Origin of the sequence: Mycobacterium sp. E2238 (assembly GCF_001672665.1) — a bacterium.
Lineage (GTDB): Bacteria > Actinomycetota > Actinomycetes > Mycobacteriales > Mycobacteriaceae > Mycobacterium.
Genome location: NZ_LZKF01000258.1, coordinates 40,162 through 61,924, shown reverse-complemented (window position 1 = coordinate 61,924; position 21,763 = coordinate 40,162). Strand labels below are relative to the sequence as shown.

The following is a 21,763-nucleotide window of genomic DNA, read 5'->3' as shown; positions in this document are numbered from 1 at the left end:
ATCAGGCGGTGGCTTTGCGTCGCCGCTTCGGCCGCTGCGGCGGGGCGGCGCGGCCGATCACCTCCGCGAGGAACTTCCCGGTGTAGCTTTCCGGCACGGCGGCGATGTCCTCCGGGGTGCCTTCGGCCACAACGGTTCCGCCCTCGGCGCCACCCTCGGGCCCCATGTCGACGATCCAGTCCGACGTCTTGATCACGTCCAGGTTGTGCTCGATGACGATGACCGTGTTGCCCTTGTCCACCAGCCCGTTGATCACGGTGAGCAGCTTGCGGATGTCGTCGAAATGCAGCCCGGTGGTGGGCTCGTCGAGGATGTAGACGGTGCGCCCCGTCGAACGCTTCTGCAGTTCGGCGGCCAGCTTGACGCGCTGCGCCTCACCGCCGGACAGCGTCGGGGCGGGCTGGCCCAGCCGGACATAGCCCAGGCCGACGTCGACGAGCGTGCGCAGGTACCGGTGGATGCCGGTGATCGGCTCGAAGAACTCCGCCGCCTCCTCGATCGACATGTCCAGCACCTCGGAGATGGTCTTGCCCTTGTAGTGCACTTCCAGGGTTTCGCGGTTGTAGCGCGCGCCGTGGCAGACCTCGCAGGGCACGTACACATCCGGCAGGAAGTTCATCTCGATCTTGATGGTGCCGTCGCCCGTGCACGCCTCGCAGCGGCCGCCCTTGACGTTGAACGAGAACCGGCCCGGTTGGTAGCCGCGGACTTTGGCCTCCGTGGTGGCCGCGAACAGGGTGCGGATCTTGTCGAACACGCCGGTGTAGGTGGCCGGGTTGGACCGCGGTGTGCGCCCGATCGGCGACTGGTCGACGCGCACCAGCTTGTCCAGGTGGTCCAGGCCCGTCACCCGGGTGTGCCGGCCAGGGACGAGCCGGGCGCCGTTCAGCCGGTTGGCGAGCACTGTGGCCAGGATGTCGTTGACCAGCGTCGACTTTCCGGAGCCGGACACGCCAGTCACCGAGGTCAGCACGCCGAGCGGGAACGAGACGTCGATGCCACGCAGGTTGTGCTCGCGGGCGCCGACGACGGTGAGCTGACGCTTGCGGTCTATCGCACGCCGGATCGCCGGCATCTCGATGGCCTCCTTGCCCGACAGGAAGGCGCCGGTGATCGAGTCCTCGTTGGCCAGCAACTCGGCGTACGTCCCGCTGTGCACGATCTGCCCGCCGTGCTCGCCGGCCCGGGGCCCGATGTCGACGATCCAGTCCGCGTGGGCGATGGTGTCCTCGTCGTGCTCGACGACGATCAGCGTATTGCCCAAATCCCTTAGCCGTGTGAGGGTTTCGATGAGGCGACGGTTGTCGCGCTGGTGCAGCCCGATCGACGGCTCGTCGAGCACGTAGAGCACGCCCACCAGCCCGGACCCGATCTGGGTCGCCAACCGGATGCGTTGCGCCTCACCGCCGGACAGCGTGGCCGCCGCGCGCGACAGCGACAGGTAGTCCAGCCCCACGTCGAGCAGAAAGCCGAGCCGAGACTGGATCTCCTTGAGCACCTGCCCGGCGATGGCCTGCTCCCGGTGCCCCAGGGTGAGCGCGTTCAGGAAGTCCGAGCAGTCCGAGATCGACAGCTCGGAGACCTCGGCGATGGACTTGGCGCCCCGGTCCCCCGCGGACAGCGTCACCGCCAGGATCTCCGGCTTGAGCCGGGTGCCCTCGCACTCCGGGCAGGGCACGTCGCGCATGAAGCCCTCGTAGCGTTCCTTCATCTGCTCGGATTCCGTCTGCGCCATCTTGCGCTGCAGGAACGCCAGCACGCCCTCGAAATCGGCGTAGTACGAACGGGTTCGGCCGTACCGGTTGCGGTAGCGCACGTGCACCTGGTGATCCGAGCCCTCGAGAATCGCCTTGCGCGCCTTGGCCGGCAGCTTGCGCCAGGGCGTGTCGACGTCGAAGCCCATCTCGTCGCCGAGCCCGGCCATCATCCGGGTGAAGTACTCCGCGGTGTGGCCCGTCGACCAAGGGGCGACCGCACCTTCGGCCAGCGTGCGTTCGGGATCGGGCACCACCAGGTCGGGGTCGACCTCCTTGCGGATGCCCAGGCCGGTGCACTCGGGGCAGGCGCCGTACGGCGAGTTGAAGGAGAACGATCGCGGCTCCAGGTCGTCGACCGCCAGGGCGTGGCCGTTGGGACACGCCAGCTTCTCGGAGAACCGCTGCTCGCGGTTGTGCGCGTCGTGCTCGTGATCGACGAACTCCAGCACGACGATGCCGTCGGCCAGGTTCAGCGCGGTCTCCACGGAATCGGTGAGCCGCTGCTTGGCGCTCGCCTTGACGGTGAGGCGGTCCACCACCACCTCGATGTCGTGCTTCTCCTGCTTCTTCAGCTTGGGCGGGTCGGTCAGCGAGTGCACCACGCCGTCGACCCGGACCCGGCTGTAGCCCTGCGCGTTCAGCTTCTCGAACAGGTCGGCGAACTCGCCCTTGCGGGTGCGCACCACCGGCGCGAGCACCAGGAAGCGGGTGCCCTCCGGCATCGCCAGCACCTGGTCGACGATTTGCTGGGGAGTCTGGCGGGCAATCCGCTCGCCGCACACCGGGCAGTGCGGCGTGCCGGCGCGCGCGTAGAGCAGCCGCAGGTAGTCGTACACCTCGGTGATCGTCCCGACGGTCGATCTCGGGTTGCGGTTGGTCGACTTCTGGTCGATCGACACCGCCGGGGACAGACCCTCGATGAAGTCGACGTCCGGCTTATCCATCTGGCCCAGGAACTGGCGGGCATACGCGGACAGCGACTCGACGTACCGGCGCTGGCCCTCGGCGAAAATCGTGTCGAAAGCCAGCGACGATTTGCCCGACCCCGACAGCCCGGTGAAGACGATCAGCGCGTCGCGCGGTAGGTCGAGGTCGACGCCCCGCAGGTTGTGTTCGCGGGCGCCCTTGACGATCAGGCGGTCAGCCACGCTGCCCTCTCTCAGTGGATCTTTTACGTTCTGCGGCCGGTAATGCGCACGGCGCATTCCATGCTATGTGCCCGTACCGACAAGAAACGTTTGACCAGTAACGTGGCCGCTATGACTGCCCCCGACAAGGTGAGCGACAACTACACCGGACACGTCGACCCTGGTACTGCGGCCCGCCGGACCCTACCCGGCGCCACGATCCTAAAGGTGTCGGTGGGCCCTATGGACAACAATGCGTATCTGGTGACGTGTTCGGAGACCGGGGAGACGTTGTTGATCGACGCCGCCAATGACGCGGACGTCCTGATCGGGCTGATCCGGCAGAACGCACCCAAGGTGTCGCTGATCGTGACCAGCCATCAGCACTTCGACCACTGGCAGGCGCTGGAGGCCGTGGCCGCGGCCACCGGGGCGCCGACCGCCGCCAACGAGATCGACGCCGAGGCGTTGCCGGTCAAACCGGACCGTTTGCTGGCGGGCGGCGACACCGTGCGGATCGGCGAGCTGCAGTTCGAGGTCATCCACCTGCGAGGGCACACGCCCGGCTCGATCGCGCTTGCCCTCGACGGGCCCGCCACGGGCGGGGTCACCCAGCTGTTCACCGGCGACTGCCTCTTCCCGGGCGGCGTCGGCAAGACATGGCAGCCCGGCGATTTCGCGCAGCTACTGGACGACGTCACCACCCGGGTGTTCGACGTGTACGACGACTCCACCGTCATCTACCCCGGCCACGGCGACGACACGGTGCTCGGCGCCGAGCGCCCTCACCTGGGCGAATGGCGCGAGCGGGGCTGGTAGGCCCCCGCTACGACGTGGTATGGACGATCAGCACGTCCACCTTGGCGCGCCGCGACACGTTGGCCGGCACCGATCCGAGCAGCCGGCCCGCGATTGTGCTGAGTCCGACGTTTCCGACCACCAGCAGGTCGGCCTTCTCGTCCTCGGCCAGCTTGACCAGCGCGTCGACCGGGGCGCCTTCGATCGGGCGCTCCTCGACGTTCTTGGCCCCGGCCTTGTGCGCCCGCTCCTTCGCGTCCTGCAGGATCGCGTAGATCGGCGCGGTGCCGGACACCTTGTAGCTTTCGTTGCGCAGCGCGTCGGCGGCCCGGGTGTCCTCATGCTGGGGCAGGTACGCCGAAGCGACGATCAGCCTGGCGTCCGGCCCGGCGATCTGCGCCGCCTTGTCCACCGCACGCATTGACGAGTCCGAGCCGTCGGTTCCCACCACCACAGTCTGATAGGCGCCCATTAACCCTCCCAGTTTCGGTTGGTCAGCCAACCCAAGACACTATCGCGTTTGCCCGTTGCAGAGGGAACAGATTAGCGACACCGCGTGGCGCGGCGTGTCGATAATTTGCGGGGCTGCGCTGCGCGGGCGGACAATATCGCCGATGGCAAAACAATCAAATGCTCAGGCCCTACGCGGAAAGCGTTGCATAACGCAGCTTTTCGCGGAATGCGGACGCCTGGGGCTAATGTGCGGGGCGCGATTTGTGAGCCGGCCCCGCGATTGCGCTTTACAGTGACAAGCATCATGTCCATGCCCACCGTCGAGCAGCGCGTCGCGGACCGAGTCGCAGAACCCGCGCCGGCGCGTTCGCCGGGGCGGTTGCTCGACCCGTGGGCGATCGCCGTGTTCGCGGCCGTGGTCAGCGGCGCGTGGGCGTGTAGGCCCTCCCTGTGGTTCGACGAGGGGGCGACGATCTCGGCCGCCGGGAGCCGGACGCTGGTGGAGCTGTGGCGGCTGCTGGGCCACATCGATGCCGTGCACGGGCTGTATTACCTGCTGATGCACGGTTGGTTCGCGCTGTTCCCGCCGACTGAGTTCTGGTCGCGAGCGCCCAGCGCCGTGGCGGCGGGCGCCGCCGCGGCGGGCGTCACCGTCTTCACCAGGCAGTTTTCGACACGTCCGGTCGCGGTGTGCGCCGGTGTCATGTTCGCCATCCTGCCGCGCACCACCTGGGCGGGCATGGAGGCGCGCCCCTACGCCTTCGCGGCCGCGGCGGCGGCCTGGCTGACCGTATTGCTCGTCGCCGCCGCCCGGCGCAACGGACTTCGATTGTGGGTTGGCTACGCGCTGGCCTTGATGCTCGCGATTCTGCTCAATCTGAACATGGTGCTGTTGGTACCGGTGTACGCCGTGATGGTGCCGCTATTGGCGCCCGAGAAGGCGCGCAAATCCGCGGTTATTCGGTGGGCGATCACCTCATCCGTGGCGGTCGCGGCCATGGTGCCGTTCATCGTGTTCGCCCACGCGCAGGTATGGCAGGTCAACTGGATTTACCCGGTCAGCTGGCATTACGCGTTCGACATCATCCTGCGCCAGTATTTCGACCACAGCGTCCCGTTCGCCATTCTGTCCGCCGTGCTCATCGTGGCGGCGGTCGCGGCCCGGCTGGCCGGTGTCCGGCCCCCCATCGGCGACACCCGTCGGCTCCTGATCATCTGCTCGGCGTGGCTGGTCATCCCCACCGCGCTCGTGGTCATCTATTCGGCCGTCGGCGAGCCGATCTACTACCCGCGTTATCTGATCTTCACCACGCCCGCGATGGCCGTGGTCCTTGCCCTTTGCATCGTCACGATCGCCCGCAAACCCTGGCCCATCGCCGGAGTGGTGCTGGCCTGCGCCGTCGCCGCGGTACCGAACTACCTGTTCGTCCAGCGCTGGCCGTACGCCAAGGAGGGCTGGGACTACAGCCAGGTGGCCGATCTGATCAGCTCTCACGCCGCGCCCGGTGACTGCCTGCTGGTGGACAACACCGTGCCGTGGCGGCCCGGGCCGATCCGCGCCCTGCTGGCCACCCGGCCCGCGGCGTTCCGGTCACTCATCGATGTCGAACGCGGCGCCTACGGGCCGAAGGTGGGGTCGCTATGGGACGGACACGTCGCCGTGTGGCTGACGACGGCCAAAATCAACAAATGCCCCGCGATCTGGACAATTACCAATAAAGAAACGTCGTTGCCCGATCATCAATCCGGACCGTCATTGCCGCCGGGACCTGCATTCGGGCGCGCCCCGGCTTATCGGTTCCCGAGTTATCTCGGTTTCCGCATTGTCGAACGTTGGCAGTTCCATTACTCGCAGGTGGTGAAGTCCACGCGGTGATTGCCGCTTTGCCGACGGCGTGAACCGCCAATTGTTGGGTAGTTGAACGGGTATGCAGAGTTGGCTGGCCGCGCCGCTGCTGGGCGGCAACGTACAAGGTGTCCGCCACCTCGTCGAACTGTTCGTCGCCTTCGGGTTGACCACGCTCATCGGCCTGGAACGCACCATCCAGGGCAAGAGCGCCGGATTGCGCACCCAGACGATCGTCGGGACCTCGGCGGCGCTGATCATGCTGGTCAGTAAGTACGGCTTCGCCGACGTCCTGTCGAGCGGCACGATCGTGCTGGACCCGTCTCGCGTCGCGGCCCAAATCGTTTCCGGCATCGGCTTTTTGGGCGCGGGCATCATCATCACCCGGCGCGGCGCGGTGCACGGGCTCACGACGGCGGCCGCGGTCTGGGAGTCGGCCGCGGTCGGCATGGCGGTGGGCGCCGGCTTGCTGCTGCTCGCCATCGCCGTCGTGGCCCTGCACTTCGTCAGTGCGCTGGTGTTCAAGGCGGTCGAGGGCCGCCTGACCGCCCAGCTGCGCGGCACGGTGCGGGTGCAGATCATCTACGAAAACGGCCGCGGCATGCTGCGGGAGGTGTTGCGGATCTGCGGGCAGCGCAACTGGCAGCTCACCGAGCTCGACGCGGATGCCCACGACATCGACGACGGCGAGGTCCGGGTGACGATGACGTTGTCGGGCGCCAAGATCGCGAACGCACGACAAGTCTTCGGCGACGTCGACGGTGTGGTCGCGGTCTTGCAGACCGACGACAACCCCGACTGAGCTCAGCGCGGGCTAGCCGATCGGCAGCGCCTCGCGCACGCCGCGGGTCGCGCGGTAGGAGACCGCCACACCGGCGGCGCTCAGCGCAGTGAACACCGTGAACAGCCAGTGCGCCGCCATCCCATCGCCGCCCTTGGCGGTGTTGACCACCACCCCGGCCAAACCGGCGGCGATCGCCGCGGAGATCAGCTGGACGGTGTTGATGGCCGCGGAGGCGGCGCTGCCCTCGGCCGGATCGTCGACCGAGGCCATCGCGCGCGCCGACAAATGCGGCCAGGCCATACCGATCCCGGTCCCGGCCACCAGCAGCGCCACGGCCCACAGCGCGGCCGTCCAGGGCGACGTGTCGCCGCGCCGTGCCACCGCGGCCAGGGCCAGGCCGGAGGCGGCGACGATCGGCGCCGCCACGATCACCAGCCTGATCGTGCGCGGGCTCTCCAGCGACGCGCTGACGATCTCGCTCACCGTCCAGCCGAGCGCCAGCGCGGCTCCCAGGAACCCGGCCGCGATCGGAGTCAGATGCGCCAACCGCTGCCCGAACAGCGGCACGTAGGTGTTCACCATCGCGGCGCCCATCAGCGCGCCCATGGTCAGGTAGATCCACTTCAACGGCCCCGGACCGAACACGCTGGGCGGCAATATCGCCGCGTGCGTCCGCCAGTCGACGACCACGAACACCCCCACCAGCGCGATGCCTGCGGCGAGCAACGCGAACGTCGCCAGCGTGTTGTGTGGAATCTGGGCGACGCTGACCGCCAGTGCCGCCGCACCGATCAGCAGCAGCGACCGCACCGGCACCTTCTTCGACGGGATGGCGGTGCTGGGCTCGACGCGGGCCAGCGCGACCGGCACCAACATGGCCATCAGGCCCGTGAGCACCGCCATCGCCACGAAGGCCCAGCGCCACAGGCCGAGCTGGGCGAACAGGCCACCCGTCGTGGGGCCGACCACCGTCGCCACGCCCCACATCGCCGACACCAGTGCCGAGCCACGAGTCCACAGCACGCGCGGCAGGGCGGAATTGATCACGGCGTACCCGAGGCCGGCCAGCAGCCCACCGGCCACGCCCTGCAGGGCACGCCCAGCTATCAAAACCTGCATGTTCGGCGCCGCCGCGCAAACCAGGCTGGAGACACCGAACACGGCGAGTCCGGTCAGGTACGACGAGCGCGCCCCCGCGCGCAGCAGCATCGGATTGACCATCGCCGCGGCCACCACCGACCCGACCAGGTACAAAGTCGTCACCCAGGCGTAGAGCCGGCTGCCGCCGATTTCGGCGATGGTGTTCGGCAACAAGCTGGTGGTCAGGAACTCGTTGGTGGCGTACAGGGCCACTCCGCCGGCCAGCAGGATGGAAGTCCTCAAATACCTGGCTCCCAGCAGCTGATCCCAGCCGCCGGTGACGGTCGCGGTGTCGGTCACCCCTCTACCGTATGGGGTGTCGCGAGAGTGACGATCCGAGATCCGCTGCCAGCAAACTCATTTCAGGCCGGCGGCGTCCATCCCCCGCAGTTCCTTCTTGAGGTCGGCGATCTCGTCGCGGAAGCGCGCGGCCAGCTCGAACTGCAAGTCCCGCGCTGCGGCCATCATCTGCTCGGTGAGGTCCTTGATCAGGTCGGCCAGTTCGGCGCGCGGCATGCTGGCCGTGTCGCGGCCCTCGAACACGCCGGCGCTGACGGCGCGGCCCGGCTCGCCCTGGGCGCGCCGCCCCCGGGAGGAGTTGCGTCCGGAGCCGCCGATCCCCACCTCGGTGGCCCCAGTATCAGCGGCCTCGCGATAGACCTGGTCGAGGATGTCGGCGATTTTCTTGCGCAGCGGCTGCGGGTCGATGCCGTGGGCCTCGTTGTAGGCAATCTGCTTTGCCCGCCGCCGTTCGGTCTCGTCGATCGCCTCCTTCATCGAGTCCGTGATGGAATCCGCGTACATGTGCACTTCGCCGGAGACGTTGCGGGCGGCCCGGCCGATGGTCTGGATCAGGCTGCGCGAGGACCGCAGGAAGCCTTCCTTGTCGGCGTCCAGGATCGCCACCAACGACACCTCGGGGAGGTCCAGACCCTCGCGGAGCAGGTTGATGCCGACGAGGACGTCGTAGTCGCCCAGCCGCAGCTGGCGCAGGAGTTCCACCCGGCGCAGGGTGTCGACCTCGGAGTGCAGGTAGCGCACCCGGATGCCCATCTCCAGCAGGTAGTCGGTCAGGTCTTCGGCCATCTTCTTGGTCAGCGTCGTGACCAGCACCCGCTCGTCGGCCTCGGTGCGCTTGCGGATCTCCCCGATCAGGTCATCGATCTGTCCCTTGGTCGGCTTGACCACCACCTTCGGGTCCACCAATCCGGTCGGCCGGATCACCTGCTCGACGAACTCGCCGCCGGCCTGGCTGAGTTCGTACGGGCCGGGGGTGGCCGACAGGTACACCGTCTGCCCGATCCGGTCGGCGAACTCCTCCCACGTCAGCGGCCGGTTATCGCACGCCGACGGCAGCCGGAAGCCATATTCGACCAGGTTGCGCTTGCGGGACATGTCGCCCTCGTACATGCCGCCGATCTGCGGCACCGTGACGTGCGACTCGTCGATGACGAGCAGAAAGTCGTCCGGGAAGTAGTCCAGCAGGGTCGCCGGCGGCGAGCCCGGTCCGCGGCCGTCGATGTGCCGCGAGTAGTTCTCGATGCCCGAGCAGAAGCCGACCTGACGCATCATCTCGATGTCGTAGTTGGTGCGCATCCGCAGCCGCTGCGCCTCCAGCAGCTTGCCCTGGCCCTCCAGCTCGGCCAGCCGCGCCGCCAGCTCCTCCTCGATCGTGGAGATCGCGTGGGCCATCCGCTCCGGCCCGGCGACGTAGTGCGTCGCCGGGAAGATCCGCAGCGAGTCGACCTGCCGGATCACGTCGCCGGTCAGCGGGTGCAGGTAGTACAGCGCCTCGACCTCGTCTCCGAAGAACTCGATGCGCACCGCCAGCTCCTCGTAGGACGGGATGATCTCGACGGTGTCGCCGCGCACCCGGAAGGAGCCGCGGGTGAAGGACAGGTCGTTGCGGGTGTACTGCACGTCGACCAGCAACCGCAGCAGCGCGTCGCGGGGCACCTCGGTGCCCACGCGCAGTTCCACGGAGCGGTCCAGATACGACTGGGGCGTGCCCAGGCCGTAGATGCACGACACCGAGGCCACCACGACGACGTCGCGCCGCGACAGCAGCGACGACGTCGCGGAGTGCCTCAGCCGCTCCACGTCGTCGTTGATCGAGCTGTCCTTCTCGATGTAGGTGTCGGTCTGCGCGATGTACGCCTCGGGCTGGTAGTAGTCGTAGTACGAGACGAAGTACTCAACCGCGTTGTGCGGCAACATCTCTCGCAGTTCATTGGCCAGCTGGGCGGCCAGCGTCTTGTTCGGCGCCATGACCAGCGTGGGCCGCTGCAGCCGCTCGATGAGCCACGCCGTGGTGGCCGACTTCCCCGTGCCGGTGGCGCCGAGCAGCACAACGTCGCGCTCCCCCGCCCTGATGCGGCGTTCCAGCTCGTCGATGGCGGCCGGCTGGTCACCGGCGGGCGCGTGCGGGCTGACCACCTCGAAGTGGCCGCCGACGCGCACGACCTCGTCGACCGCGCGGTATTCCGAATGGGCGAGTACCGGATGTTCCGTGGCGAAAGCCATGCCACCAGGGTAGAACCGTCCACCGACAAGTGTCCCGTGCCGGCCGAGCGCAGCCACATCCGTCACATGGGTCACCGAGTTGGAAGGACAAGACGATTCCCGAACTCGATAGCGCGGGCGATATCAAATCCGAGAATCGCCCATTGGCGCGGACAGCCGCTACCCCGCGGGACGCGTCCAGGTCCGGGTGACGGGGTCGCACTGCAGCAGATAGCCGTCGTTCGAGGTGGTCATCGCGAACACCGAAGTGCCGGGACGGTCGCACGAGCTGCCTGAGGCGTGCACGCCCATGGTGATCGGCGCCTTGGCCCAGCTGTTGCCCTCGCACACGATCTGCTCGCTGTTGGTGGGGTCGTAGGCCAGCTTGCCGGTGTCGCCGCACAACCCGCCGAGCACGGGCGGCGCCGGTGCCGACGCGGCCGTCGAGGTGCTGATGGCCTGGGCGGGGTCGCTCAGGTTCACGCCGGCCGGCACGTCACCGACCCGGGTCGCCACCACCGGCACCCGCACCACCGCGCCCTGGGCGCCGCACTCGTTGCTGAGCACGGTCTCGGTCACGGTGCCGCGCAGGGTGCCGTCGGCCTGGGGCGCCAGCGACCAGGCCAGGGTCTCCTGCTGGGTGGCCCCGATCTGGCTGTTGGGTTGGGTGCAGCTCAGCCGGTCCTGCTGGGGGGCGCCCTGCCAGTAGCCGCCTACGAAGTGCAGCGTGTCCGTCTTGCCCCCGTCGGCCGTTTGGTGGGTGGCGTTGTCCAGCCGGGTCCCGGTGGCCGCGCATCCGCTGGCGGTGCACGCCGAACGGAAGGCCCACCAGCCGGTGGCCGGGCCGTCGTGGCGGATGGCGACGCCGTTGGTGGTCCGCTTGCTCTGGTCGTAGTCCAGTTTGTAGCTCCCGTTGAGCACCGGTCCGCCGGGGCCGGCCGGCGCGGCACTCGGCGCGGGGACGGACGGCTTCGACGCGAGGGCCGGGTTGCCCGGCGGGGTATCGGGCTCGAACGAGTACAGCACCGACCAGGTGGCTGCCACGGCGATGAGCATCGCGCACACCAGCCCGACCGCCCACCGCGCCCGTGCGGAGAACCGGTGGTTCATCGCCGCCGCGATGGCGCGCGGGCCGCGCTGCCCGGCCGTCAACGCCGCGGTTCGGGGACCGACTTCCGCGACGTCGTCAGACCGCTCGCTGACGGCGGCGGCAAACGCGCGGCACCGCTCGAACCTGTCCCCGGGCCGCTTGGCCAGGGCCCGGCGGAACACCTCATCGAGATGCGCCAGCTCCGGGCGGTAATCGCTGAGCCGGGGCGGCTCCTCGTGCAGGTGCTGGCTGATCACCGCGATCGGATTCGAGTGCTGAAACGGCGGCGTGCCGGTGAGTAGATGGAAAGCCGTTGCGGCCAAGGCGTATTGGTCCGCTCGCCCGTCGATGTTGGATCCCGTCAACTGTTCCGGGGCGGCATAGGCCACCGTCCCCACCGCGACGTTGGTCTCGGTGATCCCGCTGATGTCGCCCAGGTGACGCGCGACACCGAAGTCCGCCAACAGGATTCGGCGTTCCCCGTCTTCCGGATGGGTGAGCAGGATGTTGGCCGGTTTGACGTCGCGGTGCAGCAGCCCGCGGTCGTGGGCGTAGTCGAGGGCGCCCGCGACGGCCTGGACGATGCCGCACACCTCCCGGATCGGCATCCCGTCGTGATAGCGCTCTTTCACCAGCCGGGAGGCGTCGGTGCCCTCGACGTAGTCCATGGAAATCCAGAGGTGGCCGTTGAATTCGCCGCGGTCGTGCACGCCGACGATGTGGGGATGCCACAGCGTCGCGGCGAGGTCGGCCTCGCGGTTGAACCTTTCGCGGAATTCGGGATCGGCCGTGACCGCCTCCGCCAGCACCTTGATCACGTCGCGACGCGGCAACCGGGGGTGCAGTGCCAGATACACCTCGGCCATGCCCCCGGCGCCCAGCTGTCGCAGGATCGTGTAGCCCGCGAACGGTGCCCCGCCGGTTATCGACGGGCGGGACCCGTCGGCCTGCCGCGCGGCCCCGGGCTCGACGCTCGGGGTCGAGCTGACCGGAGGAACGCGGCGGAACAAATGTGAGATCGTCACCGCGGGCAGCGACTGAAAACCCGCGCGCACCGCCGCACCGGCCTGACGCGGGTTGCTCAGCAGCCGCCGCCCGGCGCCGATGCGCCGGGTAGTCCCCTTGTGTTCATCCATCTATGGCTTCGCCCCCTCGTCCTTCGCCCATCAGGGCTTCGCGATTGGGCCTGCACCCCCTTACGTCTAGATCATGCCGGATCGCGGTGGGGCATTCGTCTCCGCAAGCTATGAACCGGTTATGAGTGGTGGCATCGAAACATAGCGAAATCACAGGCGATCCCAATAGAGACCACTCACCGGGCGCACCGATACTTGAGTGGTGACTCGACCCGCCCCGCCCATTCTGACGATTAGGCACGACGGGTCCCAACGATCGTTCGCGGCCGGTCACGAGGTGGTCATCGGCCGCGACGTCGAGGCCGACGTGCGGATCGCCGATCCACGGATCTCGCGTGCACACCTGATCCTGCGTTTCGACCAGGGCCGCTGGCTGGCAATAGACAACGGGTCGCTGAACGGCACCTATCTCAACGGCTACCGGATGCCGGTCATCGACATCCACGACGGCCAGAGCATTCACGTCGGCAATCCGCGGGGACCCCGGCTGACGTTCGCCGTCGGACCGCAGCAGGGCTACACCAACCGGCCGGGCAGGACGCGGCCGAGCCCCGAGGCCGGTCCGCCGACGCTGGCGTGGTCGGCGCTTCCCGAGCGGACGAATCCCACGCGGCCGCCGCTCCGGCCGCGACCGCTGCCGCCCAGGCCGGCGGGATCGCCGAATTCGCCGCACAGGCAGCCGATTTCGCCGCCACGCCAGGCGCCACCGCCGCCCCCGAACGTGCCGCGCGGCACACCACCCGACGAGCTGACCGTCGTGCACGCCCCGGCGCCTCAGCCGGTCGCGACGCCGCCGGCCGAACTCACCGTGATCGACGCCAAGACGGCCGACGTGTCGAACCTCGCTACGCGGTTTGTGAAGTTGCTTTCACCGCGCTCGTCGGCCGCCGCGGGCAGCCCGGGCGCCATGACGATCGGGCGCGCCGCGGAGAACGACATCGTGGTCTCCGACGTGTTGGCCTCACGCCGGCACGCGACGTTGGTGCGGACGCCGCTCGGCACCGAAATCCGGGACAACAGCATCAACGGAACGTTCGTCAACGGCACCCGCGTCGGGTCGGCGATCCTGTCCGACGACGACGTCGTCACCATCGGCAACGTCGACCTGGTTTTTCGCGACGGCACCCTTACCCCACGCAGCGAGGCCGCGACGCGCACCGGCGGCCTGGAGGTGCGCAACGTCCGCTACGTCGTCGACAACGGCAAACAACTGCTGGACGACATCTCACTGGTCGCACGCCCGGGCACGCTGACCGCCGTCATCGGCGGATCGGGGGCCGGAAAGAGCACCCTGGCCAGGCTCATCGCCGGCTACACCACGCCCAGCTCCGGCTCGGTTACGTTCGAGGGCCACGACATTCACGCCGAGTACGCGTCGTTGCGCAGCCGCATCGGCATGGTCCCGCAGGACGACGTGGTGCACCGGCAGCTGACCATCAACCAGGCCCTCGGCTACGCCGCCGAACTGCGCCTACCGCCCGACACCAGCAAATCCGACCGGGCGAAAATCGTCGCTCAGGTCCTCGAAGAGCTCGACCTGACCAAACACGCCGAAACCCGGGTGGACAAGCTGTCCGGCGGTCAGCGCAAGCGCGCCTCGGTGGCGCTCGAGCTGCTCACCGGCCCGTCGCTGTTGATCCTCGACGAGCCGACCTCCGGCCTCGACCCGGCGCTCGACCACCAGGTCATGATGATGCTGCGGCAGCTGGCCGACGCCGGCCGCGTGGTGATTGTCGTAACGCACATGCTGTCCTACCTGGAGACCTGCGATCAGCTGCTGCTGGTGGCCCCGGGCGGCAAGACGGCCTACTGCGGCCCGCCGGATCAGATCGGCGAGGCCATGGGAACCACCAACTGGGCGAAGATCTTCACGAAGGTGGGCGCCGACCCCGATGAGGCCAACCGGCGCTTCGTGGAGCAACGTGACGCCGAGAAGCGGCCGCAGAAACTGGTGCCGGACAGGGCCGATGAGCCCGGCACCCTGGGCGAACCGGTGCATACCAGTGTGCGGCGCCAGATTTCGACGGTCGCCCGCCGGCAGATCCGCCTGGTGGTCGCCGACCGAGCGTACTTCGTCTTCCTGGCGTTGTTGCCGTTCATCCTGGGCTCGCTGTCTCTGACCGTTCCCGGCGGCAACGGATTCCATCTGCCCGGCGCGAACGCCGGGACGCCCGACGAGGCGGCGCAGATCCTGGCCCTGCTGATGCCGGCCGCGGCGTTCATGGGTACCGCGCTGACGATCCGCGACCTGGTCGGCGAACGCCCCATCTTTCAGCGCGAGCAAGCGGTCGGGCTGTCGACCACGGCCTACCTGCTCGCGAAGACCGCCGTGTACTGCGGGTTCGCGGTCCTGCAGTCGGCGATCATCACCGCGATCGTGGTGATCGGCAAGAGCGCGCCGGCGCGCGGCGCCGTCCTGCTCGGCCATTCCACCCTCGGGGCGACCGTCGAACTGTTCGCCACCGTCGCGGCGACCTGTGTGGCCTCGGCGATTCTCGGCCTCGCGATTTCGTCGCTGGTCCGCTCCAGCGAGCAGATCATGCCGCTGTTCGTGGTGACCGTCATGGCCCAGCTGGTGCTGTGCGGCGGAATGGTTCCCGTGACCGGCCGCCTCGGGCTGGACCAGCTGTCCTTCGGGATGCCCGCGCGGTGGGGCTACGCCGCGGCGGCATCGACGGTCGATCTGCGGCACCTGGTGCCCGATTCGCTGCTGTCCCAGGACCGGTTCTGGCAGCACACGTCGAAGGTCTGGCTGCTCGACATGGGCATGCTCGCGGCGTTGTCGCTGTTCTATGCCGGTTTTGTGCGGTGGAGAATCCGCCTTCGGCGTTAGAGTTGCAGCATCCATCCGCCGAAGCACGAGACGTTCGACCTCATCGCCCGCACCAACACCGATCCCAAAGGCATCGTGCGGACCGTGGACGACTATGCGGTGCGTCCGTGGGGCCTCTACGTGGCCCGGCCCACCCCCGGCCGCGCCCAGTTCCACTACCTCGAGTCGTGGCTGCTGCCGTCGCTCGGCTTGCGCGCCACGGTCTTTCACTTCAACCCCGGCCATGAACGCGACCACGACTACTACCTCGACGTCGGCGAATACACGCCCGGCCGCGACGTCTGGCGTTCCGAAGATCACTACCTCGACATCGAGGTCCGCACCGGCGACGGCGCGGACCTGACCGACGTCGACGAGTTGCTGGATGCGGTCCGCCACGGCTTGCTGGCCCCCGAGGTCGCCGAGCGGGCGGTGCGGCGCGCCGTGGACGCCGTAGCGGGCCTGGCCCGCAACGGTTATGACCTGTCCCGCTGGCTGACCGGCCACGGGATGGAGCTCACCTGGCGCCAGCGGTAAGCCGCGGCGACGTTCGAACCAAGGTCTAACGGCCCTACCCCCGGCGCGCCCGCGGCCCTAATTTCGGCAGTGCCAAGCCACACCGCATAAGTCCGTCATGCGAACGGATTCGAGGAACCCGTGACCTTTTTCCAAGTGATAGCGGTCGACCTCGACGGCACGCTGACCTCCGACGGGCAGCTGTCACCTCAAACGCTGGACGCCATCTACGGTGCCCGGCGCAATGGCTTGACCGCCATACTGGTCACCGGCCGCATCGGAACGGAGCTGCAGGCGGAATTCCCCCACATCGCCGACCACTTCGATGCGCTGGTACTGGAAAACGGCGCCGTGATGGTGGTCAAGGGACACACCTGCAGGTTGGCCGAGCCGGTGGACAGCAGCCTCGACGGTGCGCTCGGTGAACGGTGGGTGCCGTCCCGCCGGGGCGAGGTCATGGTGGCCACCGACGGTGAGCATGCCGCGACCGTCGTGGAGGTGATCGGCGAACTAGAGCTGGACTGCCAAGTCATTCGGAACCGGTCCGCACTCATGGTGCTGCCGGCCGGTGTCACCAAAGGCACCGGCTTACGTGCGGTCCTGGCCGGACTGAATCTGTCGCCCCACAACACCGTCGCGATCGGAGATGCGGAGAACGACTTGTCGCTTTTCGGCATCGCGGAGATCGGGGCAGCGGTGGCCAATGCCATCTCGTCCGTGCGCCGGCGGGCCGACCTCGTGCTCGACGAACCGGACGGCGCCGGCGTCGTCGAGTTGCTGACCGGACCGTATTTGAGTGGGGCGCAACGCTGGTGCCCGCCACGCCGGTGGGTCGACATCGGCACCTTCGACGACCACACCCCTACCCGGGTGCCGGGGAGCCAGGGCCGCATCCTCGTGACCGGCCCCGCCGCGTCGGGGAAAAGCTATCTCGCCGGCCTCCTGGCGGAGCGATGGATCTCTGCCGGCTATTGCGTCCTGGTCATCGATCCCGAAGGCGACCACGTGCAATTACGGGAGCTCAGCGGGGTCGAGGTGATCGATGGCCGCCACCACCTTCCCGAACCCACCGAACTGGTCAACGGCCTCAGCCCGCGTTCCAGCGTGGTGGTGGACATGTCCGGGATCGCCGAGCCCGAAAAGGCCGAGTATTTGCACCTGCTGCGGTCGACCGCCGAGGCGCACCGCGAACAACACGGATTCCCGCACTGGGTGATCTACGACGAGGCGCACCTGCTCGGCACGGACGAGGAAGCACGCTGGGCGCGACGCGGCGGCTACGTGTTGTCGTCGTTCGCGCCGGCCGCACTGCCCGCCCAGGAGATCGACAACAGCGACGTGGTGCTCACCCTCACCGCCAGCGCCGACGCGGCAACCCTGCCCCCGGTGCGCCGAGCCACGGTCAGTTTCGGCGGCGGCCCGTCTCGCGCGTTCACAATCGCCGACCGCCAGACCGGCCACGTAAGGCACCGCCACAAATACGCCGATGTCCGGCTGCCGGACGAGCGCCGGTTCTACTTCCACACGATCAATGGAAGGCCGGTCCGGCCGGCCGCAACGATGCATGAATTCCGTTCTGCGATAAGTCATATCGATTACCGAGCGCTGCAATACCATCTCGAACGCGGGGATTTCTCACGCTGGCTGGACTCGACCATTACCGACAGGGACTTGGCAAAGCAGGTCGCGGCCTGGGAGGACGAGGTACTTGCCCGGCGCGCCGCCGACGTGGAACACATCCGGCACGAACTCATCCGCGCGGTGGAAGCCCGGTATCTGCTGCACGACGCGGCCGAGGGTCGCTAGCCACCCGCTCGAGGAGCGGCTAGTCCGGCGTGACCGGGAGGCCGGGGCAGACCGTGATGTAGGGGACATCGGGTGAGACCCAGTCGTTCCACTGCCGGTGGCTCATGTTCGCCGCGAGCTTGCCACATAGCAGCGAGGACCAGTCCGCCTCGGGCGGTGCGGGCCACAGCCGCAACGTCTTGTCGTGGCTGCCGGAGGCAATGCGCTGCCCATCCGGGCTGAACGCCACACCGAACACCGCGTCGGTGTGGCCGGTCAGCGGGGCGCCGATGGGCTTGCCGGTGGCCGCGTTCCACAACCGCAGCGTCTTGTCTTGACTGCCGGACACGATGCGCTGCCCATCCGGGCTGAACGCCACGCTCCACACCATGTCGGTGTGTCCGGTCAGCGGCGTGCCAATGAGCTTGCCGGTGCCGGCATCCCATAACCGCAGCGAGGTGTCGGAGCCGCCGGACACGATGCGCTGCCCATCCGGGCTGAACGCCACAGTTCTCACCAAGCCGGTGTGGCCGGTCAGCGGGGCGCCGATCGGCTGGCCGGTGCCGGCATCCCACAATCGCAGCGTGGTGTCGAGGCTGCCGGAGACGACGCGCCGCCCATCTGGGCTAAACGCCACACCTTCTACTGCGCCGGTGTGTCCGGTCAGCGGGGCGCCGATCGGCTGGCCAGTGGCCGCATCCCACAACCGCACCGTCTCGTCGTCGCCGCCGGAGACGATGCGCTGCCCATCGGGGCTAAACGCGACGCTCCGCACCCAGTCGGTGTGGCCGGTCAGCGGGGCGCCGATCGGCTGGCCGGTGCCGGCGTCCCACAACCGCAGCGTGTTGTCCCAACCCCCGGAGACGATGCGCCGCCCGTCCGGGCTGAACGCCACGCTCCCCACCGCGTCGGTGTGTCCGGTCAGGGGGGCGCCGATCGGCTGGCCGGTGCCGGCGTCCCACAACCGGAGCGTCTTATCCCAGCTGCCGGACGCGATGCGGCGCCCGTCCGGGCTGAACGCCACGCTGGTCACCACGTCCGTGTGGCCGGTCATGGACTGCTCCGCGTCTGGATCCCATAACCGCAGAGTGGTGTCGAGGCTGCCGGAGACGATGCGCCGCCCATCCGGGCTGAACGCCACGCTCCACACGTATGCGGTGTGGCCGGCCAGTGGCCTGCCGATCGGCGCACCCGTGCCGGCATCCCACACGCGCAACGTATCGTCCCAGCTCCCGGAGACGACGCGCCGCCCATCCGGACTGAACGCCACAGACTCCACCGGGCTGGTGTGGCCTCTCAGCGGCGCGCCGACCGGCGCGCCGGTGCCGGCGTCCCACAACCGCACCGTGGTGTCGAGGCTGCCGGAGACGATGCGCCGCCCATCCGGGCTGAACGCCACAGACTCCACCGTGCTGGTGTGGCCTCTCAGCGGCGCGCCGGCCGGCGCGCCGGTGCCGGCATCCCACAACCGCAGCGTCTCGTCGTCGCTGCCGGAGACGATGCGCCGCCCGTCCGGACTGAACGCCACGCTGTTCACCTTGTCCGTGTGGCCGAGCAGGGGTGCGCCGATCGGTGCGCCGGTATCGGCGTCCCACATTCGCAGCGTGCGGTCGTCACCGCCGGAGACGATGCGCCGCCCATCCGGACTGAACGCCACACTTCGCGCCGCGTCGGTGTGGCCGACCAGGGGGACGCCGATCGGCTGGCCGGCACCGGCATCCCACAACCGCACTGTGCCGTCGCCGCCGCCGGAGGCGATGCGCCGCCCATCGGGGCTGAACGCCACACTCAACACCCCGCCGGTGTGCCCGGTCAGCGGCGCGCCGATCGGCGCGCCCGTGCCGGCGTCCCACAACCGCAGCGTCTTATCGCGGCTGCCGGAGACGATGCGCCGCCCATCCGGGCTGAACGCCACACTGATCACAAAGCCGGGAGTCTGGATGATCTTGGCAGTGCTCCGCTGCGCGACCACCCCGGTGAACAGCGCGCCGGTGTCGGCATTCGGCGAGATGTGCGGCGCGGCCAGGATCTGCTGCAGCGCCCGCACATCACCGCCACCTTCGACACCGGCAAGCATGGCTTGTCCTTGCGAGGTCAATTTGAGTGCTATCGCTTGGTTGCGTTGGGCTATCGCCTGATTGCGCTGAAGTAGGGCTTCTTGTCGTTGGTGATTCGCTTCTTGTTGCTTCACGACCGCGATTGACGCCGCCACCACCGCCAGGATGGTGAGGAAAACCAGTCCCGCGATGGCCGCTCGGCGAAAGCGCCGGAAGCGCCGCTGTTCACGGAGGTCGTCGCTGGCCAGCTCATACTTGGACTTCCCGTGGATGGGGGCGGCCAGATCGGTGACCTTGTCCCGGAAGGCGTGCCCGTGCGGATCCCATGGCGCGTCGCCGCTGATGTCGACATAAAGCGGTTCCGCGGGCAGCACCCCAGGAGCGGTCAGTACCGGCAACGCGACATCCGACCGGGCGGGATCGAACCGGCGGTTGTCGCCGTCCCAGCACAGGTGGCCCTCCACCACTACGACCAACAGCTGGTCGGGACCGCGTCGCTCCAACCAGTAGGCGACCTCCTGGTTCACCCAGTGAGAGCCTGCCGCCGACGACGAAAGCACCACGATCAGATAGCGCGATTGGTCCATCGCGTTGCTGACCTTGCCCCACAGGTTCGGATTGGCGGCCAGTTCGGTGCTGTCCCGAAACACCCGCAACGCGTTCAACTGGCCGACGCGACGACCGATGTGGTGCAAGCCCTTCTGGATGCCGGCCACGGCCTCGCCGTCCTGGTGGCTGTAGGACAGGAAGGCGTCATAGGTGAACGACGTTTCGTGACGCCGAATTGGTGGCTCTGCACGTAGTGCGCTGCCGGTGGGCATTCGGACCCCCAATATCGACTGGTTGCTGCTGTATGTTCGATCGCATCGACCGATCGAGAACAGGGTCTTTCGACCCAAGTACGCGGTCTGAATACCTGATCAGCGGGATGCGCGACGCAAGGACGGAACATGGCTGCTCCGGAATGGGGTTTGCCCGAGGACGTTCGAAGCCTGCTGCACGACGAGCCGGTGCCCGACTGGCGATCTCCCACGCTGGCCACCCTGACCGACAAGCGGTTCTCCGATCCGCGGTGGGTCTTCGAGCGCAAGTTCGACGGGATGCGCTGCCTAGCGTTCCGTGACGGCGCCCGGGTGCGGCTGCTGTCGCGAAATCGCCAGCCGCTCAACGGGACCTACCCGGAACTGGTCGACGCGCTCGCGGCTCAGCACTCCACCCGCTTCGTGCTGGACGGCGAGGTGGTGGCATTTGAAGGCCGCCGCACCAGCTTCGCCCGGCTGCAGGGCCGCCTGGGCATCACCGACCCGGAGGTCGCCCGGGCATCGCCGGTCCGCGTCTTCTATTACGTCTTCGACCTGCTGCACCTCGACGGCAAGTCGACGGTCGGCGCGCCGCTGATGTGGCGGAAGCGGCTGCTACGCAACGTGATTGAATTCGGCGGTCCACTGCGCTACACCCCACACCGGGTTGCCGAAGGCCTGGCCGCCTACCGCGCGGCCTGCGAGCGCGGCGACGAGGGGGTGATCGCCAAGCTGGCCGAATCGACCTACGACGGCGGCCGCTCGAAGAATTGGCTGAAGTTCAAGTGCGTGCGCGACCAGGAATTCGTGGTGGGCGGCTACACCAGCCCCAAGGGCAGCCGGGTCGAATTGGGCGCGCTGCTGCTGGGCTATTACCAGGGCCGCGACTTCGTCTACGCCGGCAAAGTGGGGACGGGCTTCGACGAGGCCACGCTGCACCGCCTGCACGAGCGGCTGTCGGCGATCCCGCGGGAGACGCCGCCCTTCACCCGTGGCCTGGTGCGCCAAGCCGGCGCCCATTGGGCGCGCCCCGAACTGGTGGTGCAGATCGGTTTCACCGAGTGGACCCGTGACGGGAAGCTGCGCCATCCGCGTTACCTCGGCGTCCGCACCGATAAGGACGCCGGCGACGTGGTGCGGGAGAGCGGGTAATGTCAGCA

The 21,763-nt window shown here is 68.4% G+C and carries 13 protein-coding genes; 7 read left to right on the top strand and 6 right to left on the bottom strand.

Annotated features, from left to right (window positions below):
• Position 1 precedes the first annotated feature (1 nt).
• Positions 2–2,905 carry an excinuclease ABC subunit UvrA gene (gene uvrA, locus A5711_RS24960; RefSeq protein WP_067951301.1) on the bottom strand — a complete coding sequence of 968 codons (2,904 nt, stop codon included), beginning with the start codon at positions 2,903–2,905 and terminating at the stop codon, positions 2–4.
• Between the two features lie 111 nt (positions 2,906–3,016).
• Between uvrA and A5711_RS24955 the strand changes: the two genes are divergently transcribed.
• Positions 3,017–3,703, top strand: coding sequence for an MBL fold metallo-hydrolase (locus A5711_RS24955; protein WP_067951217.1), 687 nt, complete (start codon positions 3,017–3,019; stop codon positions 3,701–3,703).
• A gap of 7 nt (positions 3,704–3,710) precedes the next feature.
• Here the strand turns inward: A5711_RS24955 and A5711_RS24950 are convergent, their stop codons facing one another.
• Positions 3,711–4,154: a universal stress protein gene (locus tag A5711_RS24950; RefSeq protein WP_067951216.1), complete on the bottom strand. Its 444-nt coding sequence runs from the start codon at positions 4,152–4,154 to the stop codon at positions 3,711–3,713.
• 285 nt (positions 4,155–4,439) lie between these two features.
• Between A5711_RS24950 and A5711_RS24945 the strand changes: the two genes are divergently transcribed.
• The gene (locus A5711_RS24945; protein WP_067951214.1) at positions 4,440–6,011 is read left to right on the top strand and encodes a glycosyltransferase family 39 protein; all 1,572 of its coding nucleotides are present in this window, start codon (positions 4,440–4,442) and stop codon (positions 6,009–6,011) included.
• Between the two features lie 52 nt (positions 6,012–6,063).
• Entirely contained in the window at positions 6,064–6,783 is a 720-nt protein-coding gene (locus tag A5711_RS24940) for an MgtC/SapB family protein (protein ID WP_067951212.1), read from the top strand.
• A 12-nt stretch (positions 6,784–6,795) separates the two neighbouring features.
• On the opposite strand, the gene A5711_RS24935 is transcribed toward A5711_RS24940, so the two are convergent.
• From A5711_RS24935 to A5711_RS24925, 3 genes are all read right to left on the bottom strand, one after another.
• Positions 6,796–8,205, bottom strand: a complete 1,410-nt coding sequence (locus tag A5711_RS24935) for an MFS transporter (protein WP_067951210.1) — start codon at positions 8,203–8,205, stop codon at positions 6,796–6,798.
• Positions 8,206–8,262: 57 nt separating this feature from the next.
• A complete protein-coding gene (uvrB, locus tag A5711_RS24930) occupies positions 8,263–10,428 on the bottom strand; it encodes an excinuclease ABC subunit UvrB (RefSeq protein ID WP_067951208.1) in 2,166 nt (721 codons plus the stop codon).
• Positions 10,429–10,587: 159 nt separating this feature from the next.
• Positions 10,588–12,633 (bottom strand): serine/threonine-protein kinase, encoded by a 2,046-nt coding sequence (locus A5711_RS24925; RefSeq protein ID WP_067951207.1) that lies wholly within the window; start codon positions 12,631–12,633, stop codon positions 10,588–10,590.
• Positions 12,634–12,832: 199 nt separating this feature from the next.
• Between A5711_RS24925 and A5711_RS24920 the strand changes: the two genes are divergently transcribed.
• From A5711_RS24920 to A5711_RS24910, 3 genes are all read left to right on the top strand, one after another.
• Complete coding sequence (locus A5711_RS24920) at positions 12,833–15,466, top strand: FHA domain-containing protein (protein ID WP_197520859.1); 2,634 nt, start codon at positions 12,833–12,835, stop codon at positions 15,464–15,466.
• 75 nt (positions 15,467–15,541) lie between these two features.
• Complete coding sequence (locus A5711_RS24915) at positions 15,542–15,982, top strand: DUF402 domain-containing protein (RefSeq protein ID WP_067951203.1); 441 nt, start codon at positions 15,542–15,544, stop codon at positions 15,980–15,982.
• A gap of 120 nt (positions 15,983–16,102) precedes the next feature.
• Entirely contained in the window at positions 16,103–17,767 is a 1,665-nt protein-coding gene (locus A5711_RS24910; RefSeq protein ID WP_067951200.1) for an HAD hydrolase family protein, read from the top strand.
• Positions 17,768–17,786: 19 nt separating this feature from the next.
• On the opposite strand, the gene A5711_RS24905 is transcribed toward A5711_RS24910, so the two are convergent.
• On the bottom strand, positions 17,787–20,624 hold the full coding sequence (locus A5711_RS24905) for a TIR domain-containing protein (protein ID WP_067951198.1): 2,838 nt from the start codon (positions 20,622–20,624) through the stop codon (positions 17,787–17,789).
• A gap of 129 nt (positions 20,625–20,753) precedes the next feature.
• On the opposite strand from A5711_RS24905, the gene ligD reads away from it, so the two are divergent.
• Positions 20,754–21,755: a non-homologous end-joining DNA ligase gene (gene ligD / locus A5711_RS24900; RefSeq protein ID WP_067951197.1), complete on the top strand. Its 1,002-nt coding sequence runs from the start codon at positions 20,754–20,756 to the stop codon at positions 21,753–21,755.
• The last annotated feature ends 8 nt before the right edge of the window (positions 21,756–21,763 follow it).

Bases quoted from the DNA above. Each gene is read 5' to 3' on its own strand.
- A5711_RS24955 (WP_067951217.1), top strand. From the start codon at position 3,017: ATGACTGCCCCCGACAAGGTGAGCGACAACTACACCGGACACGTCGAC.
- A5711_RS24950 (WP_067951216.1), bottom strand. From the start codon at position 4,154: ATGGGCGCCTATCAGACTGTGGTGGTGGGAACCGACGGCTCGGACTCG.
- A5711_RS24945 (WP_067951214.1), top strand. From the start codon at position 4,440: ATGTCCATGCCCACCGTCGAGCAGCGCGTCGCGGACCGAGTCGCAGAA.
- A5711_RS24940 (WP_067951212.1), top strand. From the start codon at position 6,064: ATGCAGAGTTGGCTGGCCGCGCCGCTGCTGGGCGGCAACGTACAAGGT.
- uvrB (WP_067951208.1), bottom strand. From the start codon at position 10,428: ATGGCTTTCGCCACGGAACATCCGGTACTCGCCCATTCGGAATACCGC.
- A5711_RS24925 (WP_067951207.1), bottom strand. From the start codon at position 12,633: ATGGATGAACACAAGGGGACTACCCGGCGCATCGGCGCCGGGCGGCGG.
- A5711_RS24905 (WP_067951198.1), bottom strand. From the start codon at position 20,624: ATGCCCACCGGCAGCGCACTACGTGCAGAGCCACCAATTCGGCGTCAC.
- ligD (WP_067951197.1), top strand. From the start codon at position 20,754: ATGGCTGCTCCGGAATGGGGTTTGCCCGAGGACGTTCGAAGCCTGCTG.